The following is a 19,738-nucleotide window of genomic DNA, read 5'->3' as shown; positions in this document are numbered from 1 at the left end:
AGGAGCCCCCCTTAAATTTCTTCATCACGTGCTAAAGCGACCAACACTTTCGTCATGTTCGTTTTCGTCATTCGACCGACGACTCTCAAGACCCCGTTCTCTTCTTCGACGACTGGCATCGAATCAATCTGTTTTTCGATCAGTTTCATGCCGGCACCAATTAACGTTTCCGATTTTTCACAGACTGTCAAATTTGGCATTCGTGTCATGATGATGTTGACCGGTAACGAGTCTAATTCTTGATTACCGATTGCCGCACGTAGAAAATCCTTACGTGATAGCACACCGACCAACGCATGGTCCTTGCTGACGACGAACAGCGAACCGACATCTTCTAGGAATAAGTGAACGATCGCATCGTATACGGTCATCCCTTCATGAATGACCTTTGCTGATGACATGAATTCGCCGACGGTCAAGGTGTCCAGTTTCTCATGAAGCATGGAAGCATTTTTCTTTCCGACATACATATAGCCGACACGTGGGCGCGCTTCTAGCATGCCGGTCATCGTTAAAATCGACAAATCGGGTCGTAATGTCGCCCGTGTCAGGGAGAGCGCTGCAGCAATCTGCTCTCCCGTGATTGGACCATTCTCTTTGACGATTTGGAGTATCTTTTTTTGCCGTTCATTTAACTTCATCGGCTCATCCGTCCTTTTTCTTTACGCTAAAGTGAGTGCATTGAACCGAGCGACTGATTCGATGGCTTCTGCAAATCGTTTCATTTCGCTAAGACGGTTCGTACGGACCGTTTCGTCATCCGTCATGATCATCGTACCGTCAAAGTAGGCTGTGATCGACGGAACGGTTGCCTCAAGTGCCTCAAGTGCACGTGCATAATCAAGTGACGCGATAGCTTGATCGACCTCTGGTAAGGCTTTCTCAATCGCCTCATGCAATTCGCGTTCCGCATCATTTTCAAAGAGCGCTGGATTAACAGTTGTGACACTTTCTGCTTTTTTCGAGATGTTCAAGACACGGCTTAATTGTTCGACCGTTTTCTTGAACGATTCTTTTTTCGTCGCCTCTTCGAGCATGGCAGCACGCTTTTCATTCGCTTCGACTGTCAACATATGGTCAAGAGCGGCTTCGACGACATCATGACGGAAGTCCATTTCCGATAGACGGTACTTCAAACGTTGCGCAAAGAAATCTTGTAATGCGGCTTGTACTTCTTCGGCATCCTTCGTATAAAGACCTGCTGCCACCTGTTCTGAAACGACGAAGGCAATCAATTCAGTCAATGTCAGATTCAACTTTCGATCTGATAAAATCTGAACAATCCCTTGTGCTTGACGACGCAATGCATACGGATCCGCTGATCCACTCGGAATCATACCGACACCAAAGAATCCAGCGACGCTGTCCATCTTATCAAGGATCGCGTAGAGTGTCCCTGTCGGTGTCTCCGGACTTGCATCACCCGCGAAGCGTGGCATGTAATGTTCGCGAATCGCAGCAGCGACTTCCGGATCCTCGTTTTTCATGTTCGCATAACGTTCACCCATCAGACCTTGTAATTCCGTGAATTCATAGACCATTTGACTGACGAGGTCGAATTTATAGATCTGTCCTGCACGTTCGACACGTGTTTTGTCTGCACCGACACGATCTGCAAGTGCGAGTGCCATCTGACGGACGCGACGGACTTTTTCGCCTGTCGTTCCTAATTTTTCATGGAAGACGATTTTATCAAGACGTTTCGCCTGTTCATCGATATCTGCTTTTTTATCTTCTTCATAGAAGAACTGCGCATCTGCTAAACGGGCACGGATGACTTTTTCGTTTCCGCGTGCGACGTTTTCAAGATGTGTTGCGTTTCCGTTTCGTACCGTCACGAAATAATGGAGCAACGCCCCGTCACGTTTGACCGGGAAGTAACGTTGGTGTTCCTTCATCGTCGTGATCAAGACTTCTTCTGGTAACTCAAGATACGCTTCATCAAATGCACCGAACAAGGCTGTTGGATACTCGACGAGGTTCGTGACTTCTTCAAGTAAAGACGCATCGATCGGCACTTCGAATTGTTCGCGTGCCGCAAGCGCCGCGATTTGTTCTTCGATCAATTGACGACGTGCTTCGTAACTGACGATGACATTTTCTCCTGCGAGCGCTTCGACATAGGCATTCGGACGTAGGATCGTGATGTCCTGCCCGAGGAAACGATGTCCACGCGATGTCCGACCTGTTTCGACGGATGCGACTTCAAACGGGATGACTTGATCGTCAAGCAGGGCAATCAACCAACGAATTGGACGCATATAACGTAACGATTGTGTGCTCCAACGCATGTTTTTCGGGAATGTCATCGCTTCGACGACTTGTTTTAGTCCAGGAAGTAAATCAGCTGTCGCTTGTCCGACTTCCTTACGTGTCGCATAAAGGTATTCGACTCCTTTTTCTTCTCCAAGGAAGAGATCGTCCGTCGTTAACCCTTTACCACGCGCGAATCCTTCGGCTGCTTTCGTCCAGTTACCGTCTTCATCCATTGCGATTCGTTTTGCGGGTCCTTTTAATGTCTCTTCGAGGTCGCTTTGACGTGCTGCGAGACCCTTGACATATACTGCAAGACGGCGTGGTGTCGAGAAGGATTCGACGCTTGTGAACTCAATCCGTGCTTCTTCAAGGAAACGCGTCACGCGTTCCTTGAGTTGTGTTTCGGATTGAAGGACGAATCGAGCCGGCATTTCTTCTAAACCGATTTCAAGTAATAATTCATGCATGTGACTCACCTGCTTTCGACTTGATCAATGGGAAGCCAAGACGTTCCCGTTCTTCGATGAAACTTTGCGCACAACGACGCGACATGTTCCGTACACGATGGATGAACCCTGTGCGTTCCGTGACGGAAATCGCGCCCTTCGCGTCGAGAAGGTTAAAGGTATGCGAACATTTCAAGATGTAATCATACGCTGGGAAAACGAGGTTCTCATCCAAGGCACGATTCGCTTCTTTTTCATATTGATCGAATAACGTAAAGAGTAAAGCGACATCTGATGTTTCAAATGTATACTTCGAATGTTCGAATTCCGGTTGATAGAAGATATCACCGTATTTGAAACCATCTGTCCAAACGAGATCAAAGACGCTCTCGACATCTTGGATGTAAGAAGCGAGACGCTCGATTCCGTAAGTGATCTCTACTGCAATCGGATTACACTCGATTCCACCGACTTGTTGGAAGTACGTGAATTGTGTAATTTCCATTCCATTTAGCCATACTTCCCAGCCGAGACCAGCAGCACCGAACGTTGGGTTCTCCCAGTTATCCTCTACGAAACGGATGTCATGTTCGAGTGGATTGATCCCGAGCAACTCGAGACTTTGTAAGTACAGTTCCTGAATGTTGTCAGGTGATGGTTTCATGATGACTTGGAATTGATGGTGTTGATACAGACGGTTCGGGTTTTCTCCATAACGACCGTCAGCCGGACGGCGTGATGGTTCTGTATAACAAACGTTCCACGGTTCCGGTCCGAGACTCCGTAAAAACGTCATCGGATTCATCGTACCGGCTCCTTTTTCTACGTCGTATGCTTGCATCGTCAAGCAGCCTTGTTCTGCCCAAAATTTTTGTAATGTCAAGATCATGTCTTGTACTGTCATCTTCACGACTTTCACCTCCGAAATGATTAAGGAACGCAAAAAACGCCCCTATGTACAACAATCGTTGCACATAGGGACGAGACGAGCCCGCGGTTCCACCCTACTTGCATGCATCGCATGCCACTCTTTTTGACAAAAAAACACTCCGAAACGCCGTTCGCGCCCCTCTCACTCCCAGCTCACACCACCCTGGAATCGCTTGATTGAGAAAAAAGACGGTACTCCTTTTCGTCATCGTGTTCATTTAGTTACTTCTTCCGCATTCATTCTACCGAACCCGCTTGTTGCTGTCAATCATTGCCGAAATCAATCAACTGGTCGAGGACACGTTTTGAACGCAGACGTAATCCGCTGTAGCGTTCCATATAAGCATCCATGATTTGACGCAATAGACGCTTCGTTTCTGGCTTTACCGTCACGGTACCAATCCGTGAGAAATCATATACGGAAAACACATAGAGCATCTTCGCAACTGCCTCTGACATATAGACAGCATGTTCATCCTCATGGCGATGCCGGCGACAGAGTAGACCGCCATGATGTAACGAAAAAGCGAATGGTGCTTCAGCACTCCCGCAAATCGTACAGCCATTCAAATGTGGAGCAATGCCTAGATGACGCAACAGACGCAATTCGATGATGAAAGAGACGACGTCAGGATCTAGTCCTTCATCCATCGCCTCTAGTCCTTCGACGAATAAATCGTAAAGCGCCGGTTGCGGCACCCGTTCATCAAGCGCTTTATCCGCAAGCTCCAATAGATACATCGCATAAGCCATCAACACGACATCTTGCCGAATATGCGCATGACTTGTAATGACGTCTGCTGATTTTAACTGACCGAGACCCCGTGAACGTGGATAGATATAGACAGCTCGGACGAAAGGCTGACTAGCCGCGTTAAAACGGCTACCCGGCTTCTTCGCTCCTCGCGCCATGACGGCGAGCTTGCCGTATTCACGTGTCAGTAGCGTGACAATCTTATTCGATTCACCATATACGACCGTTCGTAATACAAGCCCTTCCGCCTTATCGATCATCGCTTAATACTCATCATCGCGGAAGCCGAGTTCACGCAATTGACCGGCCTTGTTGCGCCAATCCTTTTGGACTTTGACCCACAAGTTCAGGTAAACTTTCGTCCCGAGTAACATCTCGATGTCCGTTCGTGCTTCAGAGCCGATTTCTTTTAGAAGTGCTCCGCGTTTACCGATGATGATTCCTTTTTGGGAATCGCGCTCGATCAAGATCGTCGCATGGACATCCACCATGTTTCCATTCTCACGTGTCTTGATTTGATCAATCGCGACGGCAATCGAGTGTGGTACTTCATCGCGTGTCTTTTGCAAGACTTTTTCACGAATCATCTCTGAGATGATGAAGCGCTCTGGGTGGTCAGTGACTTGATCCGCTGGATAATACATCGGTCCTTCTGGTAGAATTTTTGCGATTTCTTCAAGTAACGGTCCGACATTATTCCCTTGTAGCGCCGAAATCGGAACGACTGCCGCGAACTCGAGTTCATTTTTGTACGACTCGATGATCGGTGGAATATCATTCGGATGAATCAAATCGACTTTATTCATGACGAGAATGATTGGTGTATCGAGTTCCTTCAATTTTTCAATAATGAAGTCGTCACCTTTTCCTTTTGGTTCCGTCACGTTGACCATGAACAAGATCGCATCGACTTCACGCAATGCGTTCGTCGCGACCTTCATCATGAAATCGCCGAGTTTATGTTTTGGTTTATGGATCCCAGGTGTATCGATGAAAATCGTCTGAACATCTTCTGTCGTATAGACACCTTGAATCTTATTACGCGTCGTTTGTGGTTTATCAGACATGATGGCAATTTTTTGTCCGATGACACGGTTGAGGAATGTCGATTTTCCGACGTTCGGGCGTCCGATGATCGAGACAAAGCCCGATTTGAATCCTTCTTTAAACATGTAAATCTCCTTTCGTGAATGCTCCCGGTAAGAGGGCGCCCACTGTTGTTTCTGTGACATCCCCTTTAAGGTTCGTCAAATAGATTGGCATATCCGCATCACACATCTCTGATAACACTTGGCGGCATTGTCCGCACGGTGCGACCGGTCCTTCTGTGTCCGCAACGACAGCCATCGCTGCATACTCGCGCGCATCTTGTGCCCACGCAGAGAAGATAGCTGTCCGTTCTGCACAGTTACAAAGACCATACGCTGCGTTTTCAATATTGCAGCCATGGAAGACTTGTCCGTCTTTCGTCAAGAGAGCAGCACCGACTTGGAATTTTGAATATGGAACATACGCTTTTTCGCGTGCACGTTTAGCTTGTTCGAGTAATTGTTCTGTTTTCATGTGAGTATCCCCTTTTTAGGAACGGTATTGGCCAAAAAGGCCGGATTCTTATTGTACCAAATATGGGATGAAGATGCATAGCGCAATCGCAACAGATGTAAGCGCCAACACTAAAACAGCACCACTCGCGATATCTTTGACTGCTTTTGCCAGTGGATGCCACTCCTGCGTCACGAGATCCACGACGCGCTCAAACGCTGTATTGAACATCTCGGCACTTATGACGATCCCGACCGTCAGAAAAAGAATCGCTCGCTCGACAGATGTCAACGGTAATAAAAAGGCGACAAGTAATACGATGCCGCCAATGATGACATGAACTTTCATATGCCGTTCTTCTCGAATCGATTGGCGCAACCCATGCATCGCATGTCGAAATGGTTGCCACCAGCTTTTCACAACGTGCCCCGGAATAACTCGAAGTGATGCAGGATTTCCTCCTGTCGCTTCGTCATGATTTCCTCATCTGCCTTTTCAATGTGATCATATCCGAGTAAGTGGAGGAAACCATGGACGGCGAGAAAACCGAGTTCACGCTCGAAATGATTGCCATATTCAGCCGCCTGTTCGCGACATCGTTCCACGGAAATGATCAAATCACCGAGGACGACTGGTTCATCTTCCAATAATCCAAAATCGATTTCATCTTCTCCGAGTTCTTCCATCGCGAAGGAAATGACGTCTGTCGCCTGATCTTTCCCACGCCATTCACGATTAATCTCTTGAATCTCATCGTTTGAGACGAAAGTCACGGACAACTCACTGTTCGGATCGACTTCTTCTTGTTCCGCCGTGTAAATCAAAATCGATTCGACAAGCTGTCGTTGTTCTTCCGTTAGACGATTATTTTCGTCTGTCATATAAATGTTCATTTCGTTGCCTCTTTCTTTAATTCTGGATACTCGATTCGTTCATGGAACAAACCGGATAAGGTATGACACGCACTTTCACCGACGCGATAAATCTCACGTGTCGTGATGTCACATTCCGCAAATTGGTCGTCCATCATCTTTTCACGAATGATTTTCGCGACTAGGTCCCGAATTCCTTCTTCCGAAGGAGCTTTCATTGAACGAACAGCCGCTTCAATCGAGTCGACGATCATGATGACTGCCGCTTCACGCGTTTGTGGTTTAGGTCCTGTATAACGGAACGTATCCTCATCGACTTCACCTTGTTCTGCTGCCTTGACATAAAAATATCGGAGCAACGATGTTCCATGATGCTGGCGACAAATATCGATGATCGCTGCCGGGAGTTTTGCTTTTTCGAGCAATTCAACACCATCCTCTGTATGTGCCAAGATGACACGTGCCGACTCTTCCGGCGTCAATCGATCATGCGGATTGCGTCCATGCTGGTTTTCAATGAAATAAAGTGGTCGTCGTGTTTTTCCTAAATCGTGATAGTAGGCACCGACTCGCGCAAGCAACCCATCTGCACCGATTGCTTCACAGGCTGTTTCTGCTAGGTTCGCGACCATCATGCTATGATGATACGTTCCTGGCGCTTCGACCAAGAGTTTCTTCAACAAGGGATGCGTCGGGTTCAACAGTTCGAGCAGACGCGTCGGTGCTAAGATACCAAATGTCATTTCGAGGAACGGCAATAACCCAATCGCAAGAATGGCACTCAAGATCCCACTAGCAATCGCAAAACCGACTAAAGTCAATGTTTCACGTAATTCGAATGTGCCACTACGTAATAGAACGAATGCAAAGAAAATCGCGATGTTTGCTCCGGCAATCGAAATACTGCTCATGAAAATACGACGACGTGACAAACTGGACTGTAGGAAAAACGTTGCGACTAAACCACCGACTAACAAATAGATCGCGATATTGAAGCTGAAGTTTTGATTCGTACTATAGAAGAACGTTCCAGCAAGCGCCGTAAAAAGAGAACTCGATAATGCAATCCGTTCGTTCAATAAATTGCGCAGGACAAGCGCAGCAAAAGCGGTCGGTGTGAGTAAGTAAAGTGCAGGATTGATGTCGTCTGCTAAAAACGCCATGCCATACATGACAAGCAATTGTAAGCTGACGACGAGGTAGACAAGCCCAAACAACCGGATCCGCCCCATCTGTGCATACCGTAGTTTCGAGCGATGAATGAAGCCGAATAGGAAAGCAGTCATCAATGCACTGACAAGCATCGCTCCAAGTAACGGTTTCAACGACTGACGGTCAGAAATCAAGCCGACGAGTTGTAGCTGGCGGTAAGCATCTTGCGAAATCACTTCGCCTCGTTTGACGATCACTTCACCTTCTGAAATGATGACCGGTTCGACTTTATCACTCGTCTGCTTACGAAGCTGTTCCGTCTTTTCCGGATCATAGACGTAATTCGTCACGATCAGTTGATCGGTCAGCGCTTTAGCGACTGCTTTTAATGAGAAGGAGAGCGGCGAACGTTCGATATCAGTCCGCGCATTCTCACGTGCTTCTGCTACTTCACCACCATCGGACGAGATACGTTGACGCATCGCTTCTTCAATCGCTGTAATGACGACGTCACGTGTCGTATTCCGAAGTGCTGTCGTCGACGTCACAAGCAAGCGTAACTCATCATCCTTCAACAGTGTCGCCGCCTCCGTTCCACGCAGACGCTGTTTGATTTTACCGATCTCATTTGCTTTTTTAATACCGGATAAACTAGCAAAAAGTTGTTCTACTTTATCAATTTGCTGTGCTGCATACTCTTGTTTGATCGTATACTGACTCTCGATTGCAGCAACCGAATTTTCCTTGATTTGATTTGTTGCGACCCGGTCCTCCATCGTCAAGGGTGACCGGATATCTTCTTCTGCAATTGAGAATGGTTCTGCGGACAAGGCTTCTGGTCGAACGCTGACATACATCATCGTCGATACGATGAGATAGAATATTACTGTCAAAAGACCGACCCAGACCCCAACCTTGCGCATATCATCTCCCCCTTTTTCCTCTATTTCCGTAACGGCTTAGGTCAAATCCTGACTATAAGCATCAACGATTTTTCGGACAAGTGGGTGACGTACGACATCAGCTGAGCCAAAGTGCTCAAAATGAATCCCTTTGACATTGCCGAGCAAATGTAACGCTTCTTGTAGACCAGACGTTTTTCCACGCGGAAGATCGACTTGTGTTAAATCGCCCGTAACGATCATCTTCGAATGGAATCCGAGACGCGTCAGGAACATCTTCATTTGTTCCCGTGTCGTATTTTGCGCTTCATCGAGAATGACAAAAGCATGTTCAAGCGTCCGTCCTCGCATGTAAGCAAGCGGTGCGATTTCGATGACACCACGTTCAAGCAGACGAGCCGTATGCTCGACACCAAGGACGTCATGTAGCGCATCGTACAGAGGACGTAGATAGGGATCGACCTTTTCTTTAAGATCCCCTGGAAGAAATCCTAGATTTTCTCCTGCTTCTACTGCCGGACGCGTCAGGACGAGTCGTTTGACGTGACCTTCCTTCAGTGCTTTTGCTGCCATCACGACTGCGAGATATGTTTTTCCGGTCCCTGCTGGTCCAATACCGAATGTCAAATCACAGCGATCAATTCCGCGAACGTAACGTGCTTGACCGAGTGTCTTTGCACGAAGTGGTTTTCCTTTATGATTCGTATGAATGACCGTATCGTAAAGTTCCAGTAGTTCATCCACACGATCTTGACGTGCGAGTTGAATGGCGCTCGTCGCGTCACGTTCCGTTAAAACAGCTCCGCGATTCACAAGTTGTTTCAAGACGCCTACGACCTGTCCTGCTAAGATCACAGACTGCTCCTGTTCGGATTGTGCCAACAGCTCATCTCCTCGATGGGTCAGCTGAACGTCAAGTTCTGCTTCCATCGTACGTAAGACTGCATCATTCGGACCGACGAATGCTTGAATCTGTTCTGAATTCGAAAATGCAAATGGGATTCTTTCGTTGAATATCACGTTGTGAATGGCCTCCTAGTCATGGATAACAAGTTGTCATCGCTTCATATCTAATCTCTTCCACTTTAGCACTTCCGCCGAAAAGATGGAAAGAAAAACCCGTTCCCACCTTTTAGGAAATAAAAAGAGTCGATCCTACGCGTTTCGTAGGATCGACTCACTAGACAAATATTAGCGTTTGCGCTTGGAAACAGGCGCACCAAGAACTTCACTCCAAACGATGGCACGTCGCATTTCATCTTGTGAAATTGTCGTTGCTGATGCTGAACGACTAGACGATCCAATGGCACTATCTGCTACGCTATCTTTGATTTCGCCAATCGTCGATGAGGACATCCCTTTTTTCGAATGTTGCTTTTGACGTTGATCCAAACGTTGTTGCAATTCCGTTCGTTCATGAACTGGTCGCGCTTTCGTTTGCGTTACCCCCGGTTGTTTCTTCGCGGGTGCTTTTTTACGAACGACAGGTGGAGGTAGCGTCTCTTGTCGCATCGTATGGACCTGTTCGGTCATTTGCTTCACATATTCACCGAACTCCTTTGAAGGAGTTCGGTTCGTCTGCTTCGGTTTTTTATCTGCTGCTTTTGAGATGACGGAGATGACACCGAATGCGATCATCAATCCGACCCATATGATATCCATACCGTCTCACCCTTTATTGTGAGTCATTTGGTGATGATTGCCCACCGATTGCTTGGCGCATTTTCGTATCTGCTGTCACGTTCAAGTAGTTCGCATAATCCATGACACCAAAGTTACCGTCACGCATCGCTTCAGCGATAGCAAGCGGCACTTCCGCTTCAGCAGCGACAACCTTCGCACGCATCTCTTCAACACGTGATTTCATCTCTTGTTCACTTGCGATCGCCATTGCGCGACGTTCTTCGGCTTTCGCTTGCGCAATGTTCTTATCTGCTTCCGCTTGATCCGTTTGAAGGACCGCACCGATATTCTTACCGATATCAATATCTGCAATATCAATCGAGAGAATCTCGAACGCCGTACCCGAATCGAGTCCTTTTGCAAGAACCGTCCGTGAGATCATCTCTGGATTCTCAAGTACTTCTTTTTGGTCATTACACGAACCAATTGTTGAGATGACACCCTCACCAACACGTGCGATGACCGTTTCTTCCCCAGCACCACCGACGAGACGATCGATGTTCGCACGTACCGTGATCCGGGCTTTCGCTTTCACTTCAATCCCGTTCATCGCCACACCGGCAATGAATGGTGTTTCGATGACTTTCGGGTTAACCGACATCTGAACAGCTTCTAAAACATTACGACCAGCAAGATCAATCGCCGCTGCGCGTTCAAAGCTCAACTCGATATTCGCACGGTGTGCTGCAATCAAGGCATTGACGACGCGGTCAACGTTACCACCAGCAAGGAAGTGACTTTCCAGTTGGTTCGTATTCAAGTTCAATCCCGCTTTAACTGCCTTGATCAACGGATTGACAATCTTAGACGGTGTTACTCGACGAAGACGCATCCCAACTAATGTAAAGATCGATACGCGCACTCCCGCTGCGAGCGAGCTAATCCAAAGTGGAATCGGAACGAGCGTGAAGAAGATGGCGAGGAAAATTAAGATTCCTCCGGATATGAGTAATACAGTCAATAATTCAGGTGTCATGTGTGGGACTCCTCCTTCGTATGTTGGACTCTAACAATGACGCGTCCGTGCGTCACTTCTTTTACGACGATCGTTTCCCCCGCTTGAATGAAGGTCCCTTCCGTAACGGCATCGATTCGATTTCCGTCGATTTCAATTGTTCCTGACGGACGGAGAGGTGTCAGACTGACTCCTTCTTGTCCTAACAGTTGCACTTTGTCTTGATGAGAAAGATAGCCTTTTTCAGACGATGTGGAATCTGTCAAAATCAAACCTCTCCATAATAAGGATTGATTCGATTTAATTCTGCGATATGCCCAGTATCCGGCCGCAAGTGATAGAAATACAGCAAGTCCAACCGCTATGCCTACTTGACCAACTGTAGCACCTGCCATGATCAGACTAGCAAGGACAGCGCCGATCCCAAGGACGCCAAAGATTCCGAACCCTGTGACGAATATTTCGACCAGTAACATGAGGACCCCGATCATGAAGACCGTCAAAATCATCCCTAAGCTAAACGTCATGCGTACGTTCACCCCTTTTCATTCGTGTCAGAAGCTGCTTCTTTTGCACTTTGATTCGTTACTATAATTATATACGCTTTCAAAACAAAAAGGTTTCATGACTATTCTGAATTCATTAAGAAACTTTTAATTGTGACAGGAACGACAAAAAAGGTGCCCCGAAGGACACCTTTTTCATGTATTAAGCGAGCCGTTGTTTGACGAGTCGATTAATTAACGCACCGTCTGCCTTGCCCTTAAGCTGCGGCATGACGATACCCATTACTTTCCCCATATCCGAAGGAGCAGAGGCACCCGTCTGCGCAATAGCTGCGTCGACGATTTCCTGTACTTCTTCCTCGGAAAGCTGTTTTGGCATATAAGCTTCGAGCACGACAATCTCTGCTTGAATTTTCGCGACGAGATCGTGACGACCAGCGCTTTCGAATTCTCGGAGGGAGTCGTTGCGCTGCTTCATTTCACGTGAAAGAATCGTTAATTCTTCCTCGTCTGTCAATTCTTGCTTACCGAGTTTGATCGTTTCATTTTGCAGCGATGATTTCACCATGCGAATCGTCGTAAGACGATCTTTTTCACGAAGACGCATGGCATCTTTCATATCCGCTGTCAAACGCTCCTGAAGACTCATGAGGATACACCCTCTCTAACGTTAGAACTTCTTACGCTTACGCGCAGCCTCCGATTTAAGCTTACGTTTTACACTTGGCTTTTCGTAGTGTTTACGTTTACGAACTTCTGCAAGCGTACCATCTTTTGAAACACCACGTTTGAAGCGACGAAGTGCGTCTTCAAGTGATTCATTTTTACGTACACGAGTTTCCACTAGTTTTCCCTCCCTCCGATATTACCGACTAAAGGAAACGTGTCAGACACGTCATACAACATTATAGTAGGAATATACAATTTGGTCAACAGTTGATTCAAGCGACTTTTCTGTACCCTACGCTGTTCCTTTTTGTTCTTTTCTATCCTCTCATGCTTGCATCCGTTTGACAACAAAATCTGATCATTCCTGCATCAAAATCCAGAAACTTTTTCGTAAGCGTTATCATCATTTTTTAAAATGTTTTGTCAAAAAGGATGATGATGTGTCAAAATATAGGCAATTATCAAACAAAGGAGTGTGACATCACGTATGAAAGAAGCAAAACGCATCATCTGGGGCTTGATTCTCGGCGTAGTTCTCGGAATCATTCTGGCTAGCATACCGGATAAGTCGATCTATGAAGGATTGAATAAATATGCTTTACAACCAATCGGAACAATCTTCCTGAACTTGATTAAGATGCTCGTCGTACCGATTGTCTTCTTCTCAATCGCCCTTGGTGTCATGGGACTCGGTAATCCAAAAGAACTGGGTCGTGTCGGTGGAAAAGCGATCATTTACTTCATGACGACGACAGCTGTCGCGATCGTCATCGCTCTCGGTTTATCATTATTGATCAAGCCGGGTACATTCGGTAACTTCGAGACGCAAGGTCTTGAATATGATAACGGCAATCTACCAGATACGAGTTTGATCAATACGATCGTCGGTATGTTCCCGACGAACCCGATCACGTCGATGGCGGAAGGCAACATGTTACAGATCATCGTCTTCAGTGTCTTTATCGGTTTCGGGATCACATTTCTCGGTAAAAAGGTCTCGACGTTACGGACTTTCATTGAACAGGGTAACGATTTAATGACATATTTGATCACACTCGTCATGAAGATGGCGCCGCTCGGAGCGTTCGCCTTGATTGCATCGGCAGTCGGTTCACAAGGCTTTGATTCCTTAAAAGCGATGGGACTTTATATGGGTGTCGTCATTTTATCTTTGATCGTTCATTCTGTATTGACATATGGTTCGACTGTCTCACTTCTTGGGAAGATGAATCCGTTCTTCTTCTTTAGAAAATTCGCACCTGTCATGTTGTTTGCTTTCTCGACGTCTTCGTCGAACGCAACACTTCCTGTCGCTATGCAAACGGCTCAAAAAGAGCTGAAGGTTCCACGCTCCGTCTCTAGTTTCGTTCAGCCACTCGGTGCGACGATCAATATGGATGGGACGGCAATCATGCAAGGAGTTGCGACTGTTTTCATCGCGCAAGTCTATGCGGTTGATTTAACACCTGGGCAACTTGCGACGGTCGTTCTGACAGCTGTTCTCGCATCGGTCGGAACAGCTGGTGTTCCGGGTGTCGGTCTCGTCATGCTAACGATGGTTCTTCAGTCGGTCAATTTACCCGTCGAAGGGATCGCTTTGATCATCGGTGTCGATCGTCTTCTGGATATGATGCGTACAGCCGTCAATATCACGGGTGACGCAGCATGTGCCGTCATCGTCTCGAAATCAGAAGAAGATAACCTCAAAGAAGGTAAGGAAACTGATGAACGCTATGCGTAATCGTATGTCTCTTACTCCGACAAAGGACGTTCCGCAAACTGCGGAACGTCCTTTGTCGTTTGTTTGATTATTTTGCTAAGACGAACGAGCTGAGTCCCTCAACACGAACCGTACCTGAAACAGTGCGGATCGTTTTTGTTCCTGCTTGTTTACCATCTACGAGAAGCTTCCATTTCCCTTTCGGTAGCTTCATGTCAACTACCGTTCGATTTGCATTGTGAATGACATATAAATCGTTCTTCTGTTGTGGCGCGTCGTCATCTAGTCGATACGCAATGACTTGTGCCGGTGCTGCTTCAAACGTCAAGTAACGACGGATATCTTTCGCTGTTGCTAAGTGAAGTGCAGGGTTCTTCTTGCGCAATGCAATTAATCCGGTCATATAATCGACGTCTTGTTGACGATCCATCTTCCGTTTCCAATCGAGCTGGTTGACAGAATCCGGTGATTTATATGAGTTATGGTCGCCGCCCTTCGTCCGCATGAAGTCCTGTCCTGCATGGATGAACGTCGTTCCTTGTGACGTCAACAAGATGCTTGAAGCCAAACGATGCATCTTTGTCTTCGTTGCGTCATTGTCTTGCGGATTCGTCAGGTTCAACTTATCCCAGAGCGTATGGTTGTCATGTGCTTCAACGTACGTGATGGCTTGATCTGGTTCTTGCGTAAATCCTTGAATCTCTTTGTCATAAGCAATTTCTCCGACGATTCCGCGTTTGATGCGCGTTTCAAGACCCGTTGTTCCGTTAATGAAACCAGCATCTGAATCGATGAAGACGCTACCTTTAAGCGCATCGCGCAGGTTGTCGTTGAAATGTCCGATTCCTGGCATTTGTTTTGTATTCGTTTGGTTTGCCTTATCCATCTCCGGAAGCGGTGTTCCAAGGCTCCACCCTTCTCCGAATACAAGAATCGACGGATCAATTCGTTTTGTCGCCTGTTTGACAGCATTCATCGTCTTGACGTCGTGAATGCCCATCAAGTCAAAGCGGAATCCGTCCCAGTGGTATTCTTTCGCCCAATATGAGACAGAGTCAACGATCAATTTGTGCATCATTTGACGCTCAGATGCTGTATCGTTTCCAACACCAGTTCCGTTCGCTAAATCGCCGCCTTCTGTATAACGGTAGTAATAACCAGGGACGATTTTATCAAGGTTTGATGCCTTTGCGTCAAACATGTGGTTGTAAACGACGTCCATGACAGCACGAAGTCCATTGTCATGCAGTCCTTGAATCATCTGCTTCATTTCTGTGATTCGGACTTTTGGATCATAGGGGTTTGTCGCATACGATCCTTCTGGTGCATTGTAGTTCTTCGGATCATAACCCCAGTTGTATGATTTAAGCGGATTCGTCTCATCGACGGACGCTGTGTTGAAATCATAAACAGGAATGAACTGGACATGCGTGATACCAAGTTCCTTCAGATGATCTAGTCCTGTCTTCGTTTTTGTTTTCTTACCATTCTTCGTCAAGCGAGTACCTGGTTCGATGACACCAAGATATTTTCCTTTTTGTTTGATACCTGAATCGTAACCCGAGTTCGTCACATCAAACATCGATAGATCACGGACATGTGATTCATAAATGATCGCGTCTGTTGCGTGACGAAGTGGCATTTTCCCATTCGTCCAACGTTTTGGATCCGTCTCGCGTAAGTCGACGACGACACCTTGGTCTCCATTGACAGCGACTGCTGTCGCATATGGATCCACCGCACGCGTCGATTCTTTTGCGTGCTTGACTTCATACGTGTAACCGACACCGTCAAGGTCACCCTTGACCGTCACTTGATAGACACCACGTTCCGTTCGTTCCATCTTGATTTCACGCGTGATATCCTCTGTCGTAGCAGCTTGTTGTTTCGGTAAGCGATATAGTTCAAGTTCAACGGCTTGCGCTGTCGGCGCCCAGACCTTGAATGTCGTCTTCGATTTCTGATAGTCGACGCCGAGCTTACCACCATAGGCATACTTTTGATCGAATGCTTTCGAACGCAGTACCTTCCCTGCTTCAAGAACTGCTTCTCCAAAAACAGGATGCGTCACGCGGACGACTTTTGCTAAATCGATATCAGAAGCGACTTCGACTTTCGCCGTCTTGGCATCGATCGATGATACGACTGGATTCGTCACACCTTCGAACGTAAATGCCTTTAAGTCTTCTGCCGTCATCGGTGTATTCGTTTTAAGCGTCATCGTCCGGAAGTCATCAGCCAAAAAGCTCGTGATTTTTGGCGTGCGATCAATTTCCGGTTTACTGTAGTACACTGTCTGGTCCCCTTCGATCAACCAGATGTCCTTCGCACCTGCATAAAAGAAACGATCGGCTCCGTCTTTTTCCGACCAGCCCTCAAGATGAGGAATGACGCCTGCAAGACGTGCTTTCGTTGGGTTATCAAGCGTTACTTTGGCAATGGCACCAAACTCATCTTGCTGATCGAACTCGAAACGCTTGCCATCTTGCGCTTCCGGCCAAGACCAGACGCCGTATTTATCATAATCATTGTCATACCGATAATAGTGGATGTTCGTGTCGATTTTTTCGACGTCTGCTCCATTAGTCGGATTGACCGTCGAGATGTCCTTGCTTCCCGATTCGATCCAGATTTCAGCAACTCCGTTTTTAATCATGTCTTTCGTGATGAAGCGGTCGTTCTCAGATCCTCCATCCTTGTTCCAGTTATCATCTCGGACGATAAAGCCGACTTTTTCCGGCTGATCGACTGGAAATTCATAAGTTGCCACTTTGCCGTAAGTATCCTCACCGTTAAAAGCGTGGGCTTTATTCGGAAAATAATCCGGACCGTTCGCCCATAACCACAAGTTCCAATCCTTCGTGGCGTTCGGGTCTTCTTTGTAATGAATGATGACCAATGTAGACTTTCCTTTTTCCAATGCTTGACCGGATAAAGACAGTCCACTAAATATTAGTGCAAACGTTAGCGCAACGATACAAACGGATCTTATGCGTTTCATGCGATAGCCATCTCCTTTTGGTATGTAATCGTTTTCATTTTGCATCCGTTTACAAGTCCTGTCAAAGCCTATTTCATCGATTTGATCGAAAATAAGACTTTTGAACCAAGCACTTTTTTCAAAAAGAATGATGCGTTACTTAAGAGAAAGATAGGAAAAAGCGCCTCCACAATCATTTGCTAGAGACGCTCAACCTTGTTTATTTGATGGTAATACTAATTATGACTTATGATCGTGCGAGAAGTTTAGCGATCGTCTGCTTCGTCTGTTCCATTGATTCGTCCGATGCAAAGAAATACCAGACACCATCACTTGCGATATATCCTTCTCCCTCGATTTTCAGCGGCTTCAATTGTTCGAACCCCCGCTGATTTTCCTGCGCTAGTTGCGCTGCGACATCGAGTCCAATATTCGTCGTAAAGTTGTTTTTCATGACGTCCGTAATCTTTTCGAGTTGCGTCAATAACTGTGGTCCAGCAAGCTTCATTCCGACGGCTTCTAGCACTTGACGCTGACGAATTTGTCGTCCCATATCGCCGAGTGGATCTTGCTTTCGCATCCGAGCGTAACCACTCGCTTCAAGACCCGTCAGATGAATTTTCCCTTTCTCATACTCCTTTTGAAGACGACGGTCGTTCCAACTGAAGGCAGATGGATTGTCGACCGTGACACCCCCAACAGCATCGACCAACTCAATCAATCCATCCATGTTGATTTTCGCATAATAAGGAATATCGGTCTCAAACGTCTGCTCCACCGTCTCGACTGTCTCTTTCACCCCCCCATAGGCATAGGTATGATTGATTTTAGTCTTTTCGCCAGACGGCACGGTTACCTGCATATCTCTTGGAATGGACAGGGAAGTCGCTTGTCTTGTTTTTGGATTGAATGAAAGAAGCATGATGGCATCGGCACGTCCCTTATCGTTTTTCCGTTCATCCACGCCCAGTAACAAGACATTGACCGGCTTCATCGATTCGAGTGGCTTCGGCCGCTCTCCATCTAACGGTGTTAAAAACGCGTCTGCCGTTTGCTTCACTTTTAAAAAAGCTAAACCAGCTGATGTACTAGCAATCAGAACGAACCCTAGTAGGAGCGCACTCAATACGCGCCAAACAAGGCGTGGTTTTCTTTTCGCCATTCGGGATCTCATGTCATGAACTCCTTCATAGTGTGTTTTCATACGTCTTCATCAATCCAGCAATGTTCGAGTTATGCAGGAACAGCACGGAGTCGACTTGTTTTTGTTTAGCGAACTGCGACACATCGAATGATTTTGGGACGTAACGAACGTCGACGACTTCGAGATTGGCACTTTTAGCAAGGAACGGTAAGACTGGATTCGCGAATGAATCCTTTAAGACGAGAATCGTTGGTCGATCATTCTTCGTCTGCTCCTTTATCGACATGATGCCATGATTCCCGCGCAAGAATACTTCATACCGATCGACGTAATCTCCCTCTTGCTGAACAAAGGATTCATCAATGACTGGGCGATCGCATGCACCGTCGTAACAGACATTGATTCCTTTGAAAAATGCTGGTTCATAATAGGCTAACTGATCACTAGACGTCGCATACGCAAGCGTCGTCTTTCGCGCTAATGAACCATAATAGGCATGCTCACCTTCTTTACGATTTGATTTTGATGGCATGACTGGTCGTAAGTCCATCCCCTTCGTAATCGTCTGATATGCCGATGCTGCCCCGTCGATATTCCAGTGATGGTCCGTCTTGAAGTAGTCCGTTAGTTTTAATTGATCAAGTGACAAATTCGTCATCCCGGCAGCCTTGAAGTCCCGAATCATTCCTGCGTATCGTGTCCGCGCGTTCGAAGCAACATACGATGGGATCAACTGATCGCGCTCAGCAATGACCGTCTTCGATGGAGCTAGTGCCATATAGACAGGACGATCAACTTCTTGAACGAATTGTCGAAACGCGTTTGGAATCTGAACTTTTGTCGAGGCACTCGGTTCGATCATATAGCCATTTTTAGCTGTATAGATTCCATTACGAAAAGGCTGTCTGAAGACATCCTTCGATAGTAGCGCCTGCATCTCAACGAACGTCCCTCGCAAAAGCAGTTGGTCCGTGAAATACGTCTCCATCTTCAGCATGTCTTTTCCAGTCGCGATTCCTTCAATCGTCGGATCGACCGATTGAGCGAGTGTACGATTTTCTAGCTGTGAACGTACACGGTCCTCTCGGACGAGCGTTCCGACACCAATCGTTAACAAAATGAGTAGAAAACTAATCGTCGTCACCCACATCATGATCCGTTCAAAAGAGGTCGTCCGTTTTTGTCCCTGCTTATTTTCTGTTTCAAGTGGCTGTGCCATCGGTAGAC

19 protein-coding genes are annotated in these 19,738 nt (G+C 46.8%); 1 reads left to right on the top strand and 18 read right to left on the bottom strand.

The window, feature by feature from the left end; genetic code table 11:
• Window positions 1-11 precede the first annotated feature (11 nt).
• The 15 genes from ccpN to rpsU all read right to left on the bottom strand — a co-directional run bounded on the left by ccpN (window position 12) and on the right by rpsU (window position 12,842).
• A complete protein-coding gene (gene ccpN / locus Q9R23_RS00890) occupies window positions 12-641 on the bottom strand; it encodes a transcriptional regulator CcpN (protein ID WP_311246254.1) in 630 nt (209 codons plus the stop codon).
• 21 nt (window positions 642-662) lie between these two features.
• A complete protein-coding gene (glyS, locus tag Q9R23_RS00885; protein WP_214854846.1) occupies window positions 663-2,723 on the bottom strand; it encodes a glycine--tRNA ligase subunit beta in 2,061 nt (686 codons plus the stop codon).
• Window positions 2,716-3,606, bottom strand: coding sequence for a glycine--tRNA ligase subunit alpha (gene glyQ, locus Q9R23_RS00880; protein WP_029341034.1), 891 nt, complete (start codon window positions 3,604-3,606; stop codon window positions 2,716-2,718). The genes glyS and glyQ overlap by 8 nt, the downstream gene beginning before the upstream one ends.
• Window positions 3,607-3,896: 290 nt before the next feature.
• The gene (recO, locus tag Q9R23_RS00875; protein ID WP_214854844.1) at window positions 3,897-4,646 is read right to left on the bottom strand and encodes a DNA repair protein RecO; all 750 of its coding nucleotides are present in this window, start codon (window positions 4,644-4,646) and stop codon (window positions 3,897-3,899) included.
• A gap of 3 nt (window positions 4,647-4,649) precedes the next feature.
• Window positions 4,650-5,558 (bottom strand): GTPase Era, encoded by a 909-nt coding sequence (era, locus tag Q9R23_RS00870; RefSeq protein WP_023467500.1) that lies wholly within the window; start codon window positions 5,556-5,558, stop codon window positions 4,650-4,652.
• Window positions 5,551-5,949, bottom strand: a complete 399-nt coding sequence (locus tag Q9R23_RS00865) for a cytidine deaminase (RefSeq protein ID WP_023467498.1) — start codon at window positions 5,947-5,949, stop codon at window positions 5,551-5,553. Before Q9R23_RS00865 ends, era begins: the two co-directional genes overlap by 8 nt.
• Before the next feature lie 48 nt (window positions 5,950-5,997).
• Window positions 5,998-6,348 carry a diacylglycerol kinase family protein gene (locus Q9R23_RS00860; protein WP_035409213.1) on the bottom strand — a complete coding sequence of 117 codons (351 nt, stop codon included), beginning with the start codon at window positions 6,346-6,348 and terminating at the stop codon, window positions 5,998-6,000.
• A complete protein-coding gene (ybeY, locus tag Q9R23_RS00855; protein WP_056060122.1) occupies window positions 6,345-6,821 on the bottom strand; it encodes an rRNA maturation RNase YbeY in 477 nt (158 codons plus the stop codon). Before ybeY ends, Q9R23_RS00860 begins: the two co-directional genes overlap by 4 nt.
• Entirely contained in the window at window positions 6,818-8,875 is a 2,058-nt protein-coding gene (locus Q9R23_RS00850) for an HD family phosphohydrolase (RefSeq protein WP_311246253.1), read from the bottom strand. The genes ybeY and Q9R23_RS00850 overlap by 4 nt, the downstream gene beginning before the upstream one ends.
• A gap of 36 nt (window positions 8,876-8,911) precedes the next feature.
• On the bottom strand, window positions 8,912-9,874 hold the full coding sequence (locus Q9R23_RS00845; protein ID WP_023467492.1) for a PhoH family protein: 963 nt from the start codon (window positions 9,872-9,874) through the stop codon (window positions 8,912-8,914).
• A gap of 171 nt (window positions 9,875-10,045) precedes the next feature.
• Window positions 10,046-10,516, bottom strand: coding sequence for a hypothetical protein (locus tag Q9R23_RS00840; protein WP_311246252.1), 471 nt, complete (start codon window positions 10,514-10,516; stop codon window positions 10,046-10,048).
• Window positions 10,517-10,529: 13 nt separating this feature from the next.
• Entirely contained in the window at window positions 10,530-11,513 is a 984-nt protein-coding gene (floA, locus tag Q9R23_RS00835; RefSeq protein ID WP_023467489.1) for a flotillin-like protein FloA, read from the bottom strand.
• A complete protein-coding gene (locus tag Q9R23_RS00830) occupies window positions 11,510-12,019 on the bottom strand; it encodes an NfeD family protein (protein ID WP_214854839.1) in 510 nt (169 codons plus the stop codon). Before Q9R23_RS00830 ends, floA begins: the two co-directional genes overlap by 4 nt.
• 181 nt (window positions 12,020-12,200) lie before the next feature.
• Window positions 12,201-12,647, bottom strand: coding sequence for a GatB/YqeY domain-containing protein (locus tag Q9R23_RS00825; protein ID WP_214854838.1), 447 nt, complete (start codon window positions 12,645-12,647; stop codon window positions 12,201-12,203).
• Between the two features lie 21 nt (window positions 12,648-12,668).
• On the bottom strand, window positions 12,669-12,842 hold the full coding sequence (gene rpsU / locus Q9R23_RS00820) for a 30S ribosomal protein S21 (RefSeq protein WP_012369719.1): 174 nt from the start codon (window positions 12,840-12,842) through the stop codon (window positions 12,669-12,671).
• 312 nt (window positions 12,843-13,154) lie between these two features.
• Here rpsU and Q9R23_RS00815 point away from each other — a divergent pair, with 312 nt between their 5' ends.
• Window positions 13,155-14,408 (top strand): dicarboxylate/amino acid:cation symporter, encoded by a 1,254-nt coding sequence (locus tag Q9R23_RS00815; RefSeq protein WP_311246251.1) that lies wholly within the window; start codon window positions 13,155-13,157, stop codon window positions 14,406-14,408.
• A gap of 67 nt (window positions 14,409-14,475) precedes the next feature.
• On the opposite strand, the gene pulA is transcribed toward Q9R23_RS00815, so the two are convergent.
• From pulA to Q9R23_RS00800, 3 genes are all read right to left on the bottom strand, one after another.
• On the bottom strand, window positions 14,476-17,388 hold the full coding sequence (gene pulA / locus Q9R23_RS00810; RefSeq protein ID WP_290782343.1) for a type I pullulanase: 2,913 nt from the start codon (window positions 17,386-17,388) through the stop codon (window positions 14,476-14,478).
• Between the two features lie 226 nt (window positions 17,389-17,614).
• Entirely contained in the window at window positions 17,615-18,541 is a 927-nt protein-coding gene (locus Q9R23_RS00805; protein ID WP_023467480.1) for an LCP family protein, read from the bottom strand.
• A 13-nt stretch (window positions 18,542-18,554) separates the two neighbouring features.
• Complete coding sequence (locus tag Q9R23_RS00800) at window positions 18,555-19,730, bottom strand: DHHW family protein (protein ID WP_311246250.1); 1,176 nt, start codon at window positions 19,728-19,730, stop codon at window positions 18,555-18,557.
• Between the last annotated feature and the right edge of the window lie 8 nt (window positions 19,731-19,738).

Origin of the sequence: Exiguobacterium sp. BRG2, assembly GCF_031844245.1 — a bacterium.
GTDB lineage: Bacteria > Bacillota > Bacilli > Exiguobacteriales > Exiguobacteriaceae > Exiguobacterium_A.
The sequence above is the reverse complement of the archived record's forward strand: the minus strand, read 5'-3'. Positions and strand labels throughout refer to the sequence as shown.

Coding starts and splice junctions, on each gene's coding strand:
- Q9R23_RS00800 (WP_311246250.1), bottom strand. CDS start 19,730: ATGGCACAGCCACTTGAAACAGAAAATAAGCAGGGACAAAAACGGACG.
- ybeY (WP_056060122.1), bottom strand. CDS start 6,821: ATGAACATTTATATGACAGACGAAAATAATCGTCTAACGGAAGAACAA.
- ccpN (WP_311246254.1), bottom strand. CDS start 641: ATGAAGTTAAATGAACGGCAAAAAAAGATACTCCAAATCGTCAAAGAG.
- glyQ (WP_029341034.1), bottom strand. CDS start 3,606: ATGACAGTACAAGACATGATCTTGACATTACAAAAATTTTGGGCAGAA.
- Q9R23_RS00805 (WP_023467480.1), bottom strand. CDS start 18,541: ATGAGATCCCGAATGGCGAAAAGAAAACCACGCCTTGTTTGGCGCGTA.
- Q9R23_RS00815 (WP_311246251.1), top strand. CDS start 13,155: ATGAAAGAAGCAAAACGCATCATCTGGGGCTTGATTCTCGGCGTAGTT.
- Q9R23_RS00865 (WP_023467498.1), bottom strand. CDS start 5,949: ATGAAAACAGAACAATTACTCGAACAAGCTAAACGTGCACGCGAAAAA.
- era (WP_023467500.1), bottom strand. CDS start 5,558: ATGTTTAAAGAAGGATTCAAATCGGGCTTTGTCTCGATCATCGGACGC.
- Q9R23_RS00825 (WP_214854838.1), bottom strand. CDS start 12,647: ATGAGTCTTCAGGAGCGTTTGACAGCGGATATGAAAGATGCCATGCGT.
- glyS (WP_214854846.1), bottom strand. CDS start 2,723: ATGCATGAATTATTACTTGAAATCGGTTTAGAAGAAATGCCGGCTCGA.
- Q9R23_RS00850 (WP_311246253.1), bottom strand. CDS start 8,875: ATGCGCAAGGTTGGGGTCTGGGTCGGTCTTTTGACAGTAATATTCTAT.
- recO (WP_214854844.1), bottom strand. CDS start 4,646: ATGATCGATAAGGCGGAAGGGCTTGTATTACGAACGGTCGTATATGGT.
- Q9R23_RS00830 (WP_214854839.1), bottom strand. CDS start 12,019: ATGACGTTTAGCTTAGGGATGATTTTGACGGTCTTCATGATCGGGGTC.
- pulA (WP_290782343.1), bottom strand. CDS start 17,388: ATGAAACGCATAAGATCCGTTTGTATCGTTGCGCTAACGTTTGCACTA.
- Q9R23_RS00840 (WP_311246252.1), bottom strand. CDS start 10,516: ATGGATATCATATGGGTCGGATTGATGATCGCATTCGGTGTCATCTCC.
- floA (WP_023467489.1), bottom strand. CDS start 11,513: ATGACACCTGAATTATTGACTGTATTACTCATATCCGGAGGAATCTTA.